This window comes from Burkholderia ambifaria AMMD, assembly GCF_000203915.1.
Taxonomy (GTDB): domain Bacteria; phylum Pseudomonadota; class Gammaproteobacteria; order Burkholderiales; family Burkholderiaceae; genus Burkholderia; species Burkholderia ambifaria.
The window spans coordinates 1,851,901-1,865,234 of the sequence record NC_008391.1 but is presented as its reverse complement, the minus strand read 5'-3'; the positions used below and the strand labels follow the sequence as shown (position 1 = coordinate 1,865,234).

Here is a 13,334-nt window from a genome sequence, read left to right as displayed (position 1 = left end):
CATAACCAGGCAGGTCGACAGGGGTAGGGTGCGGCGCGAACGACCTTCGCGCCGCGGGTAAAGGCGCGTCCTTAACCGGGCTCGCCGGGGGGCTGGAAGCGGATCGCAACCGGCGTGGACGACATCAACACAAGACGAGAATGACGATGAAAAAGCAGAAGACGATCGGGACGGCATCGAAGATGCTGCTTGCATGGGGCTTGCCGGCACTCGCGGGCGTGTCGCTGACCGGCGTCGCGCACGCCGACGACGCGGCCCCCGCACCGCTGACGGTCGCGCAGGCCGCGCCGGCGGCCGGCGCGAGCTCGACCGTTGCGCAGGCAACGACCCCGAACGCCGTGATCAACGCCGAAGCGACGCAGGCCGTCACGCCGCCGGACGAGCCGTCGGCCCAGTCGAAGTCGAAGGGCTTCATTGCCGACAGCCATCTCGACTTCCTGTTCCGCAACTATTCCGACGTGCTCGACAGCAAGGGCGGGCCGCACCGCCACGCGTGGGTCCAGGGCGCGATGGCGAACTTCGAGTCGGGCTTTACGACGGGCTTGATCGGTATCGGTTTCGACGCGTCGCTGTATGCGGCGCTGAAGCTCGACGGCGGCCAGGGCGCCGGCAGCATGGTGCACATCGCGAAGGGCGGCGGTGGCGGCAACCAGCTCGCGTGGGCCTACCCGGGCATCTACGACATCAAGGCGCGCATTTCGAACACGGTGGTCAAGTACGGTCTGCAAGCCGTCGACAACCCGTTCATGGAGCAGCACGACAACCGCGCGCTGCCGCCGACGTTCCTCGGCGCGACGATCGTCAGCAACGAATTCAAGAACGTGATGCTCGAGGCCGGCAGCTTCACGAAGACCGACGCACGCGGTCACACGACGCTCACCAACCTCACCACGCAATACGGCGGCACGCGCATCAACCGCCTGACGTATGTCGGCGGCACGTGGGACTACTCGCCAAACGGCGAAGTCGCGCTGTACGCGAACCAGGCCGACGACGTGTGGCACCAGTACTACGCGTCGGTGAAGCACAGCATCGGCAGCACGCAGACGATCAAGTGGACGGGCTTCGGCAACGTCTACTCGACGCACGACACCGGCGACGCGCTGCAGGGCAAGATCGACAACAACGCATACAGCCTGTCGCTGGCCGCGCAGCACGGCCCGCACGAGCTGCTGCTCGGCTTCCAGCAGGTGCTCGGCGATCAGTTCTTCGACTACCTGAACGAAACCAACGGCATCTTCCTGACCAACTCGATGGACGTCGACTACAACGCGCCGCACGAAAAGTCGCTGCAGCTGCGTTACACGTTCTACGGCAAGGAAGCAGGCCTGCCGGGTTTCAAGGCGATGGTGTGGGGCGTGACGGGCTGGGGGGCGGACGGCAGCGCGGGCGCGGCGAACGATCCGAGCAAGTCGAGCATCTACTGGAGCAACGGCGCGCCGGTGCAGGGCCGTCACCACGAGTTCGGCTTCATCCCGTCGTACACGTTCCAGAGCGGCAAGCTGAAGGACACGAAGGTCACGTTCATCGCGATGTGGCACAACGGTTCCGCGCACTACTCGGACGCGACGAACACCGAGTATCGCCTGGTCGTGAACCTGCCGCTGCACGCGTTCTGATCGAAGGGGGATGCAACGTCCCCCACGGTATTTCCCGTCTTGCGCGGCCGGCCTGCCGTCAGTTCGATCAGGCCGGCTTGTGCAAACCCGCCACCGGATCATTCGCAGCCGGTACCTCTTCCACCAGCGACGTGAGCTGGCGGCCGGTGTCGCGCCACGCATCGAGGCCGCCGCGCAGCGGCAGCGCATCGGTGAAGCCTGCGTCGAGCAGGCGCTTGGCCATCAGCGCGGCCGTCACTTCGTTCGGGCACGAGCAATACACGACGAACTTCTGCGTGAGCGGATAGCGCGAGACGATGTCGTCGATGCGCCGCTCGTCCGCGAATTGCGCGCCGGGAATCGTGAACGGGTCGAGCTTGCGGTGCTCGGGCGAACGCACGTCGAGCACCACGGGCGCCGACGCATCAGTCAGCAGACGGTCCAGCTCGTCGACGCCGATCCGCGCGCTCGCGAGCTGACGGATCAGCGCGCGGCGGCGCATCCAGCGCACGGCCGCATAGATCGCCAGCAGCGCGACGATCACCAGCAGCACCGCGCGGCCGAGCCGGCCCGCGCCGGCGAACAGCCAGTCGATCTGCCGGTAGAACACGAGCCCCGCGACGAGCCCGACGATCGTCCACAGCGCGGCGCCGAGCGCATCGTAGCCGGCGAACGTGCGATAGCGCGTGCCGAGCGCGCCGGCCATCGGCACCGATACGAGCGACAGCCCCGGAATGAAGCGGGCGACCGCGAGCACGCGCACGCCGTAGCGGCCGAAGAAACGTTCGGTCTTCTTCACGCAGGTATCACGCGACAGCGACAGCCGGCAGATCGTTTTCAGCGTCGTGCCGCCGTAGCGCCGCCCGGCGACGTACCACACGGTGTCGCCGATCAGCGCACCGAGCACCGACAGCGCGAGCACCGTCACGAGCTGCGAGCCGATCATCGCCGGATGCATCGCGGCCATCGCGCCGAACAGCACGAGCGTCGGCATCGCCGGCACGGGCAGGCCGATGGCCGCCGCGAGTACGTTGGCGAACACGAGAAGCGGCCCGTATTGGGCGACGAGGTCACGGAGCATGACGGCTGGCCGAAAAGGAAGCGCGTGGGGAGACTACACAGATGGGCCGATTATCGGCCATTTTCAACCGTGCGTCGGGGAATGACGGAAAGCGCCTGACAGCGGCAGGGAGATGCGGGCAGAACGGTGAGCCGAGGCGTTGCACGCGGCTCACCGTTCGACTTCAGGAAGAGGTGCGGGCGAGCGATGCGGCGCCGTGGTTTTCGCCGGGCAGCTCGGCGCCGTGCGAGCGGATCGCCGCGATCAGTTCGGCCGGCGTGATCTCGTAGCGGACCTCGCGGTGAATGCCGGGCTTGCGTTCGTCGATCTCGATCAGCAGCACGCTCTTGCCGTCGCTGGTCGATTCGAGCCTGAGCGAGCGGAGTTCGCGGCCGTCGGCCGGGTCGTGTTCGGTGAGCAGGGTCATTGCCCCGGATGAGCCGGTAGTGCGCATCGAACCTATCCTCGTGTCGTGTGTGTGCCAGATTGGCGAAGATGTCGTTGTTGAATGCAGCTTGACGAAGTTTAACGCGAACAGGCCGTAACACGGAGCATTTTCGTGGGCTCGAAAAGAGGGTTGTACCACCCATCCTTCTGATGTTTGAGGCCCGCCGGGCGGGCGTTTGAGCCGGATCGGGCCTTGCCGCGCCCGGCGCCCGGCCGGGAATCGGGCCGGGCGGGCGCGGGTGCCGTCAGAAGCGGTCGGCGAGCCCCATCGCCGGGTCGCTGACCGAATGGCGGCCCGTTTCGACGCGGCCGGCCACGCGGCGCGAGAAGCTCGCGTCGCTGTCGGCGGTGACGACGAAGTCGTACCAGTGGCCGGTCGAGTCGAGCTTCCAGTGCAGTTCCGACTGGCTGCCGGCGTGCACCGTGACGGTCCACGTCGTGCCGGCGCGGTTGTCGTTCTCGTGGCCGTGGCGGTGATCGTCGTTCGCGCCGCGGCCGGACAGCGCGCCGTATACCTCGTTCGACTTCACCGTGAAGCGCACGGGGCTGCCGCCGTCGTTGCGCAGCCGCAGATGCAGATTGCCGCTCGCGCCCGCATAGCCGACCCGGATCTCCGGGTGCGGCGCCCGCCCGCCGGCCAGCCGGGCCAGGTCGCCGGTGAAGCGGCGGTGATAGCCGTTCGGGCCGAGCACCCACAGGTCATATTTGCCGCTGTCGTCGGCGAGCGCCGCCCAGTCGCCGCGCAGCGCCTTGCCCGGCTCGACGACGTAGCGGCGCGGCACGCGGTCGAGGTGCAGCTTGTCGTAGACGTGGAACACCGCCGCCGCGCGGCCGGTGTTCGCGAACTTCAGCGTGACGGTGCCCTTGCCGGCATCGACCTGCGCGCTCGCATGCAGCTCGTACGGCAGCGCGCGCGACGGGCGCACGCCGGTGGCCTGCGCGGGCAGCGACGGCGTGGCCGGCGGCGTGATCTTCGGCGCGGCCTGCTGCGCGGCGCTCAGTGCGTCCACCTGGCTTTTCGTCGTGCGGCCCGCGAGCGTCGGCAGCGGTTCGTTGTTCGGCGTGCGGAAGTTGAACGCGCTCGTCAGGTCGCCGCACACCGCGCGGCGATACGCGCTGATCTGCGGCTCGACCACGCCGAAGCGCTTCTCGAGGAAAAGCAGCGTCGACGTATGGTCGAATACCTGCGAGTTGACCCAGCCGCCGCGGCTCCACGGCGATACGACCCACATCGGCACGCGCGGGCCCGGGCCGTACGGACGGCCGTCGGCCGCGGGCTGGCTCGACGTGGCCGGCGCGAAGTCGTGATACTCGACGGCCACGTCGGCAGCCGCGAGCGTATGGCCGCCCGCGAGCGAGCCGTCCGCGTTGCGCGACGGCACGGCCGGCGACGGCATGTGATCGAAGAAGCCGTCGTTCTCGTCGTAGTTGATCAGCAGCACGGTCTTGCTCCATACGTCCGGGTTCGCGGTCAGCGCGTCGAGCACCGCCTGCACGTACCACGCGCCCTGCGCGGGGCTCGACGGCCCAGGATGTTCGCTGTACACGGAAGGCGGGATGATCCACGACACCTCGGGCAGCGTGCCGTTGCGGATGTCATCACGGAACGTTTCGAGGAAGCCATGCGGCATCGTGTTGCCGAAACCCTTCGCGAGCGGGCTCAACGGATCGTCGATCGCCGGATCGTAGAACGCGCCGGCCGCCGTCACCGGCTGCGTGATGTCCGTCGACGCGACGTACGCGGGCCGGCGTGCGGCCGGCATCTGCTCGATGGCCGCGCGCCAGTGGCAAAAGCTCATCATCTCGTTGCAGCCGAAGTTGTCGATCAGGCTCTGGTAGACCTTCCAGTTCACGCCGGCCTGCTGCAGCCGGTCCGCGTAGGTCGTCCACGTCCAGCCCTGGCTCGACGGGCCGATGTCGTTGCCGCCGTTGAACTGGTTGTTCAGCGCGGCGAGCTTCACGCGGCTGCCGTCGGCCGGGTTGATGCCGTTCGGGCCGTTGGTGCCGCTCCAGTAGAACAGCCGGTTCGCGATCGTGCCCGTGTGCATCCCGCAGTGGTAGTGGTCGCACAGCGTGAACGCGTCGGCGAGCGCGCGCTGGAACGGCACTTCGGCCGCGTCGTAATAGCCCATCGACAGCGGCGTCTTCGCGTCCGGCCAGCGGTTCATCCGGCCATGGTCCCACGCGGCCTGCGAGTCGGCCCACGTGTGCGGCGTGCCGCCCGCGCGCTGCGCGTTGCCCTGGCGCGCATCGAGGTGGTACGGCGTGATGGTCGTCGCGGGCGTTGCTTTCGTGTAGGTCTGGTGGAACACGTCGCGGCCGTTCGGCGACGGCACCGCGAAGCGGTCGCCGTAACCGCGCACGCCCTTGAAGGTGCCGAAGTAGCCGTCGAACCCGCGGTTTTCCATCATCAGCAGCACGACGTGCTTGACGTCCTTGATGGTCCCCGTTTCGTGAAACGCGGGAATCGCGAGCGCGCGGCGGATGCTCGGCGGAAACGCGGACAGCGCGGCGGCGGCGAGGCCGGAAGTCGCGGTTTGCTGAAGAAATTTGCGGCGTGACGTCATGGCGTTCTGATCCTGTGATGATGGGAGCGTTCGTGACTTCGTCTGTTGCGCCCGTGCGTCGTCCCCCTTCCGGGACGGCTGGCGATGCGTATGCGTGTGCGTGTGCGTGTGCGTGTCGGCGCGTCGGCCGTTGTCGCGATCCTGCGTGCCGCACGCTCGTGATGCGCGGGGCAGGATGTGGGCCCACGCGTGCCCGGCGACTGCCGGGTGGGGCGGCGCCCAGTCTAGGGAGCGCAGATGACGTCGACGTGATGCGCAGATGACACGCGATGACGTGCGGTGCGGATGGTGTTGATGTTGCGAGCGCAACTAATTGGTGGCGCGCCCAGAAGATGCCGGAGTGGTGGTCTGAAATTACCGATTCCCGGCGGCTGGATCGGTCATAAATTACCGATTTCGTTAGGTCGGAGCAATGTGGTGTGGTTGTGCATGCAACGGAATCGCGTTGCGCTGTGACCATGTTTCATTCGTGTGAAATCGGATAAGCTCGATGCGTTGTTGCGTTCGCGCGGCAACGTGCCCCGGCCCGATACTTTCGACTCTACCCAGTCATGACCGATATCACGATCCGGCACAGCGAGACGCACGACGTCGACGCGATTCGGCAAATCGTCGCGCACCCCGCGGTGTACATGAACACGCTCCAGCAACCATTTCCGTCGCACGAGAAATGGCAGCAGCGACTCGACCGCCTGCACGAACAGGGCGTGAGCCTCGTCGCCGAGCTTGACGGCGCGGTGGTCGGCCATCTCGCGCTGCATCCGGAGCAGAACCCGCGCCGGCGTCATGCGGCGTCGCTCGGAATGATGGTCGATGCGTCGCATCATGGTCGCGGCATCGGTGGCCGGCTCCTGGCCGCCGCCATCGAACTCGCCGAAAACTGGCTGAATGTCACGCGGCTTGAGTTGACCGTATTCGTCGACAACCCGGCGGCTATCGCGCTGTATGAAAAGCACGGTTTCCGGATCGAGGGAGAGGCGCCGGACTATGCGCTGCGCGACGGCGCGTATGCGTCGGTGTATCAGATGGCGCGGATCAAGGGGCGGCAGTAATGGGTGCATGCGCGCAGCGCAGTGCATCGTTGCGCCCACGGCGATGCCGCACGTCATATTCATTCGAGAATTCGTTCGTTTTCAACCGGCCGCGTAAATCGTATCGTCGAGCGATTTGCCGGTCGCGGCTTTTTGCGTCGATGCCTGCACGACGTGCACGGCCGGTTCCGGCATGCGCGGCGCCATCCGCCGACGCCCTTCGTTGTTTCGTCGTTTCGCCGTGTTTTCGCCTCGCCGCTTCGCACGCATGGGCCGGCCGTCGCTGACGTGTCGGCGCCGACCGTCGCGCGACGCCGCTTCCCGCAACCGTCTCTTTCAACGGAACCCGCCTCGATGAAAACCGTTCTCCGCAACCTGACTGCCGCCTGCCTGTTCGCCGCCGCCGGTGCGGCGTTCGCCAACCCCGCGCCGCAGGGCGCTGCCGTGTCGAGTCCTTCGGGCGACGGCGCGCATCTGCCGCCCGGCATCGCGTGGCAGCAGGGCGACGTCGATGCCGCGTTCGCGTTGGCGAAGCGCACCGGCAAGCCGCTGCTGCTGTACTGGGGCGCGGTGTGGTGCCCGTCGTGTAATCAGGTGAAGTCGACGATCTTCAGCCAGCAGGCATTCAAGACCCGCTCGTCGTTCTTCGTGCCGGTGTATCTCGACGGCGACACTGAAAGCGCGCAGAAGCTCGGCGAGCGCTTCAAGGTGCACGGCTATCCGACGATGATCCTGTTCCGCCCGGACGGCACCGAAGTGACGCGGCTGCCGGGCGAAGCCGATCTCGATCGCTACATGCAGGCGCTGTCGCTCGGGATGACGGCCACGCACCCGGTGCGGCAGACGCTCTCGACCGCGCTGAACAACGGCGCGTCGCTGACGCCGGACGAATGGCATCTGCTCGCCGACTATTCATGGGACACCGACGGCGCGCTGCCGGTGCCGCCTGATCGGGTCGCGGTGACGCTGCAGACGCTGTCGCAGCGTGCGCGCGCAGCCGGCGCGAAGGCGGACGCTGCGCGGTTCGCGCTGAAGTCGGCGGTGGTCGCGGCCTCGGACGATCCCGCGCAGGCCGGCGCGCTCGACAAGGCCGCGCTCGCCGATGCGCTGCGTGCGGTGCTGCGCGAGCCGGTGCTGGCGCGGGCCGATTCGGATGTGCTCGTCGCGGCGCCCGCGCGCGTGGTCGCCTACCTCGGCGGCGATGCCGCGCAGCGCGCGAAGCTGCGCGGCGCATACGACGCGGCGCTTGCGCGCCTGTCGACCGACACGACGCTGTCGTCGATCGACCGCCTGATGGCGCTGCACGGCCGCGTGCTGCTCGCGCGCGGTGACGCGCACGACGGCGCGCCGCTCCCCGCACCGGCGCTGGTCGATGCCGCACGCAAGCAGATCGCGGCATCGGTGCAGGGCGCCGCGAATCCGTACGAGCGGCAGGCGCTCGTCAGCGAAGGGGCGGACACGTTGACCGACGCAGGGCTGTACGACGAATCCGATGTCTTGCTGAAGGCCGAGTTGCCGCGTTCGGCGACGCCGTACTACTTCATGTCCGGACTGGCCGCGAATGCGAAGGCGCGCGGCGACAAGGCCGCGGTGCTCGACTGGTACCGGAAGGCGTACGACTCGGCGAGCGGACCGGCGACGAAACTGCGCTGGGGCGCGACCTACTTCGCGAATGCGGTCGCGCTGGCGCCGGACGATTCAGCGCGGATCGAGGCGATCGCCGCGAGCGTGCTCGCGCAGGCCGGGAAGACACGCGATGCGTTTTATGGGGCGAACCTGCGCGCGCTGACCAAGGTCGTCACGCAACTGAACCGCTGGCGCGGCGGCGGCGGGCACGATGCGTCGGTCAGGTCGGTGGTGAAGCAGTTCGATGGGGTATGCGCGAAGCTGCCGGCCGATGATCCGCAGGCAGCGGCATGCGCGAAATTGATTCAGCCGGTGAAGGCGTAACGGCGGAAACGGCTGCGGTCGGGCTTGCTGGGGGAGCGGAGGCCGCGATTACTGGCTCGACTCCGACGACGCGCCGCGATCGCTGCCATACCCGGCACTCTGCTCGCGGGCGATCTTCGCTTCGGCGGAAACGATGCTGGCCGGATAGAACCAGTCGCTCGGCTGGAAGCCGGCTTGCTTGAGCGCTTTCACTTCGGCGTGGACCTGCGCGCGCGTGAGCGGCGGGTTCGACTGCGCGTGCGCGGCGAGCGGGGCCGATACGGCCAGGGCGATGGTAACTGCATGAATCAGGCGCTTCATGATCGGGACCTCCATGTTTCAGACTGGGCGGCCGGCCTTCGTTCGACGAAGCGGCTGCGGTTGAAAACAGTGTAGGCCCGGCTACGCGCGGGAAAAATGCGATCGCTCCCAACGCAGTGTTCTGCTGTTGGTAACAATGGGAGTGGGAGTGGGAGTGGGAGTGGGAGTGGGAGTGGGAGTGGCGGATGGCGGATGGCGGATGGCGGATGGCGGATGGCGGCGCGTGGCGCGTGGCGGGTGCTGAGGCGTGCGAGCCGTCCGGGCCATGCCGCGGCGTGGCGTTGGGCGGTTCCGGTCGGGCGGGGAGCGGATCGGCGGAGGCGGATCCGGGGCGGTTCGCCCGATTTGCATGCGGCCCTACCGGGAAGGTGCCACGTGATGGACGTCGCGCTGCGCTGCCTGTTGCGGCGATGCAGGGCGATCGAGAGGGTGCGGGGGAACGGAGCGCCGGCCGCGTCGATGCGGCCGGCCGAGGTGCGGCGGCGTGCGGAACGCCGCCCGATGCACAGGCTTACACGAGGCCCGTCGTGTAGTACACGGCGATCACGAAGAACACCGCGAGCGTCTTGATGATGGTGACCGCGAAGATGTCGCGATACGACTGGCGGTGCGTGAGGCCCGTGACCGCGAGCAGCGTGATGACCGCGCCATTGTGCGGCAGCGTGTCCATGCCGCCACTTGCCATCGCGACGACCCGGTGCAGCACGTCCAGCGGAATGTTGGCCGCCTGCGCGCCCTTGATGAACAGGTCCGACATCGCGGCGAGCGCGATGCTCATGCCGCCCGACGCCGAACCGGTGATGCCGGCGAGCGAGCTGACCGATACGGCCGCGTTCACGAGCGGGTTCGGAATGCTCTTCAGCGCATCGCTGACGACGAGGAAGCCCGGCAGCGCGGCGATCACGCCGCCGAAACCGTATTCCGACGCGGTGTTCATCGCGGCGAGCAGTGCGCCGGCGACGGCGGCCTTCGAGCCGTCAGCGAAGCGGCCGCTCACGCGCTTGAACGCGGTCAGGATGACCAGCACGATGCCGAGCAGCAGCGCGGCCTCGACCGACCAGATCGCGACGACGGTCTTGATCGACGTCGTGACCGGCGCGTGCACGCCGGGCAGCACGTCCGGCGCGACCGTGTACGACGCGGCGCCGTACCACTGCGGGATCAGCTTCGTGAACGCGAAGTTCGACACGCCCACGAGGATCAGCGGCAGGATCGCCAGCGCCGGATGCGGGAGGGACTTCGCTTCGACGCGTTCCGGTTCGTTGACGAGCGACGTGCCGTAGCCTTCACCCTTCGCCATCGCCGAACGGCGGCGCCATTCCAGGTACGTGAGGCCGACGACGACGATGAACAGCGAGCCGATCGTGCCGAGCACGGGCGCGGCCCAGGCCGTCGTCTTGAAGAACGTGGTCGGGATGATGTTCTGGATCTGCGGCGTGCCGGGCAGCGAGTCCATCGTGAACGAGAACGCGCCGAGCGCGATCGCGCCGGGCATCAATCGTTTCGGAATGTTGCTCTGGCGATAGAGTTCGGCCGCGAACGGATACACCGCGAACACCACGACGAACAGCGACACGCCGCCATAGGTGAGCAGCGCGCACACCGCGACGATCACCGCATTCGCACGCGAGCGGCCGATGTAGCGGATCGCCGCATGGACGATCGACTCGGAGAACCCGGACAGTTCGATCACCTTGCCGAACACGGCACCGAGCATGAACACCGGGAAATAGAGTTTGACGAAGCCGACCATCTTCTCCATGAAGATGCCGGAGAAGACCGGTGCGACGGCGGCGGGGTCGGTCAGAAGGACCGCGCCGAGCGCGGCGATCGGCGCGAACAGGATCACGCTGTAGCCGCGATACGCGGCGAACATCAGGAACGCCAGCGCGGCGAGGACGATCACGAAAGACAAGGGAGTCTCCTAATTGCTTGGAATGGCTTTGGTTGTTGTTCGATCGCGGGACGCGCCGCGGACCGGGACGGGTTCGTGCAGGTTTCGTGCCATCGGCCGGATTGCGCCGCCGGACATGGGTCCGGCGCAGGCCGGCGGGCCCGCGCCGGCCAATGTCTGAAGATTCTACATAAAACGTCTCCGTCTGGAGACGATCCGTCCGTCCGGACAGCCCGTCGGATCGAGCAGGGCTTTCCCTGACAAGGCATTCCGGCGTATCTCCAAAATGAGATACTTCGTCTCGTTCCGGAGACATCCGGCCAAGCATATGCGGAGACGACGACACGATGATGAACGACTGGGTCCGCCTGCCCGTCAATTACGGCGACGTGCTGCGGCGCGCCGCCGAGTCGCTGTTTCGTACGTTCGAGGATTCGAGCGCGGGCACGGTGGTCGTCGATCGCGACGCGCGCGTCGTGTGGATGAACGAGCGTTATGCGGCGCGTTTTGGATTCGCCGATCCGCAGCAGGCGGTCGGCCTCGACTGCGAGGCGGTGATTCCGAACAGCCTGATGCGCGAGGTCGTGTCGAGCGGACAGCCGATCCTGCTCGACATCATGGAGACGGGCCGCGAGCCGCTCGTCGTCACGCGCCTGCCGTTGAAGAACGAGGCGGGCGAGACGGTCGGCGCGATCGGCTTCGCGCTGTTCGACCAGTTGAAGACGCTCACGCCGATCTTTTCCCGCTACGCGCAGCTTCAGCAACAGCTGATCGCGACGCAGCGTTCGCTCGCACAGGCGCGCCGAGCGAAATACACGTTTGCGAGCTTCGTCGGCACGAGCGCCGCGAGCCTCGAAACCAAGCGGCAGGCGCGGCGCGCGGCGCAGGTCGATTCGCCGGTGCTGCTGCTCGGCGAGACGGGCACCGGCAAGGAACTGCTCGCGCATGCGATCCACGCGGCGTCGGCGCGCGCGCTCCAGCCGCTCGTGACCGTCAACGTCGCGGCGATTCCCGACACGCTGCTCGAAACCGAATTCTTCGGCGCGGCGCCGGGTGCGTATACCGGTGCCGATCGCAAGGGGCGCGTCGGCAAGTTCGAGCTGGCCGATCGCGGCACGCTGTTTCTCGACGAGATCGGCGACATGCCGCTGCCGCTGCAGGGCAAGCTGCTGCGCGTATTGCAGGACAAGGAGTTCGAGCCGGTCGGCTCGAACCGGATCGTGCGCGCGGATGTGCGGATCATCGCCGCGACGTCGGCCGACCTGCCCGCGCTGGTCGAGGCCGGCCGCTTTCGCGCGGATCTCTATTACCGGCTCAACGTGTTGACGATTCACGCGCCGCCGCTGCGCGAGCGCGCGTCCGACATCGCGGCGCTCGTCTACGCGACGCTGGAAGAACTGGCCGCGCAGCACGGCCGCGCCGCACACTGCGAACTGACCGACGATGCGCTGCTGGTGCTGTGCGCGTACCCGTGGCCGGGCAATGTGCGCGAGCTGCGCAACACGCTCGAGCGTGCGCTGATGCTGTCGGATCGCTCGGTGATCGACGCGCGTGCGCTCGCGCCGTTCCTCGGGCCAGTGCGTGTGGCGCCCGACAGCGTGCCGGCGGGCGGGCGGGTCGCGCCGTCGTCGGCCGGCCGCGATGCGGGCGACGCATCGGTTGCGCCTGGTGCACCTGGTGCGCCGGTCGTTTCGTATACCGATGCATTGGCCGCGTGGGAGCGCCAGTTCCTGATCGATGCGCTGGTCGCTTGCGACGGCAAGGTGGTGGAAGCGGCCGCGCGGATCGGCATCGGTCGGGCGACGCTCTACAAGAAACTGGCGGCGCTGGGAATCGACCGTTGGCAAGCGGCGGCGGATGCGCGCGGACATGATGAGCGGCACCGGTGAAGTGCCCGACAGGAGACAACGATGAAGCGAATCGGCATCGCCGGATGGCTGGCCGTACTGGCGGCGACGTCCTCGTTCGCGCAGTCGAGTGACGCGGATGCACCCGCGGCACGGCGCAACTGGTACAACGATCCGTTCGTGGTGCTGTCGCGGGATTTCGCCGAATGCCCGCTGCCGCTCGGCCCGTGGATGACGCGCGCCGAGATGGAAGACGACGCGCACTACCGGGTCGAGCGCGGGACCACCTGCTGGCTCGCCCACCGCTGCACGAAACCGAATTCCTATATGTATGACGCGCCGATCGCCGCGGCGGCCAAAACGCATTTCGCGGGCACCGATCGTCTGCACGGCACGAGCCTGTGGATCACCGTGCAGCGGCGCTTCATTTACGTCGAAGGGTGTGCCGATCCGGCATTCGATCGGCAGGCGCTCGCGCGCGAACTCGGCGCGCTTCCCGACGTCGAGCAGGTATTCGTTCGCATCACCGACGATCCGCGCCGGGCCGTGCCGTACAAGACGCGCGGACGCCCCGAGCGGACACCTGACTGAACGCGGTGCGACAGTGCATGGCATACTCGCGACATTCAAAAATAGGTTG

Annotated in this window: 10 protein-coding genes; 5 read left to right on the top strand and 5 right to left on the bottom strand. The window is 67.6% G+C overall.

The annotated features are described in order from the left end of the window. Positions 1–146 precede the first annotated feature (146 nt). Complete coding sequence (locus BAMB_RS24310) at positions 147–1,619, top strand: OprD family outer membrane porin (protein ID WP_041491698.1); 1,473 nt, start codon at positions 147–149, stop codon at positions 1,617–1,619. A gap of 67 nt (positions 1,620–1,686) precedes the next feature. Here the strand turns inward: BAMB_RS24310 and BAMB_RS24305 are convergent, their stop codons facing one another. The 3 genes from BAMB_RS24305 to BAMB_RS24295 form a co-directional block, all read right to left on the bottom strand. Further along, positions 1,687–2,679, bottom strand: coding sequence for a DedA family protein/thiosulfate sulfurtransferase GlpE (locus tag BAMB_RS24305; RefSeq protein WP_011659803.1), 993 nt, complete (start codon positions 2,677–2,679; stop codon positions 1,687–1,689). Positions 2,680–2,842: 163 nt separating this feature from the next. Further along, complete coding sequence (locus tag BAMB_RS24300; RefSeq protein WP_006760823.1) at positions 2,843–3,112, bottom strand: hypothetical protein; 270 nt, start codon at positions 3,110–3,112, stop codon at positions 2,843–2,845. Positions 3,113–3,350: 238 nt separating this feature from the next. Continuing rightward, the gene (locus BAMB_RS24295; protein WP_011659802.1) at positions 3,351–5,672 is read right to left on the bottom strand and encodes a phosphocholine-specific phospholipase C; all 2,322 of its coding nucleotides are present in this window, start codon (positions 5,670–5,672) and stop codon (positions 3,351–3,353) included. A 551-nt stretch (positions 5,673–6,223) separates the two neighbouring features. Here BAMB_RS24295 and BAMB_RS24290 point away from each other — a divergent pair. Both BAMB_RS24290 and BAMB_RS24285 read left to right on the top strand, forming a co-directional pair. Next, positions 6,224–6,724 (top strand): GNAT family N-acetyltransferase, encoded by a 501-nt coding sequence (locus BAMB_RS24290; protein WP_011659801.1) that lies wholly within the window; start codon positions 6,224–6,226, stop codon positions 6,722–6,724. A gap of 333 nt (positions 6,725–7,057) precedes the next feature. Beyond that, positions 7,058–8,653, top strand: a complete 1,596-nt coding sequence (locus BAMB_RS24285; RefSeq protein ID WP_011659800.1) for a thioredoxin family protein — start codon at positions 7,058–7,060, stop codon at positions 8,651–8,653. Between the two features lie 48 nt (positions 8,654–8,701). Here BAMB_RS24285 and BAMB_RS24280 read toward each other — a convergent pair whose 3' ends face one another. Further along, on the bottom strand, positions 8,702–8,953 hold the full coding sequence (locus tag BAMB_RS24280; protein ID WP_011659799.1) for a DUF4148 domain-containing protein: 252 nt from the start codon (positions 8,951–8,953) through the stop codon (positions 8,702–8,704). Between the two features lie 511 nt (positions 8,954–9,464). Further along, entirely contained in the window at positions 9,465–10,868 is a 1,404-nt protein-coding gene (locus tag BAMB_RS24275) for a GntP family permease (RefSeq protein WP_011659798.1), read from the bottom strand. A 326-nt stretch (positions 10,869–11,194) separates the two neighbouring features. Here BAMB_RS24275 and BAMB_RS24270 point away from each other — a divergent pair, with 326 nt between their 5' ends. Together BAMB_RS24270 and BAMB_RS24265 are read left to right on the top strand one after the other, a co-directional pair. Next, the gene (locus BAMB_RS24270) at positions 11,195–12,736 is read left to right on the top strand and encodes a sigma-54 interaction domain-containing protein (protein WP_011659797.1); all 1,542 of its coding nucleotides are present in this window, start codon (positions 11,195–11,197) and stop codon (positions 12,734–12,736) included. 21 nt (positions 12,737–12,757) lie between these two features. Then, entirely contained in the window at positions 12,758–13,285 is a 528-nt protein-coding gene (locus tag BAMB_RS24265; RefSeq protein WP_011659796.1) for a BON domain-containing protein, read from the top strand. Positions 13,286–13,334: the final 49 nt, after the last annotated feature.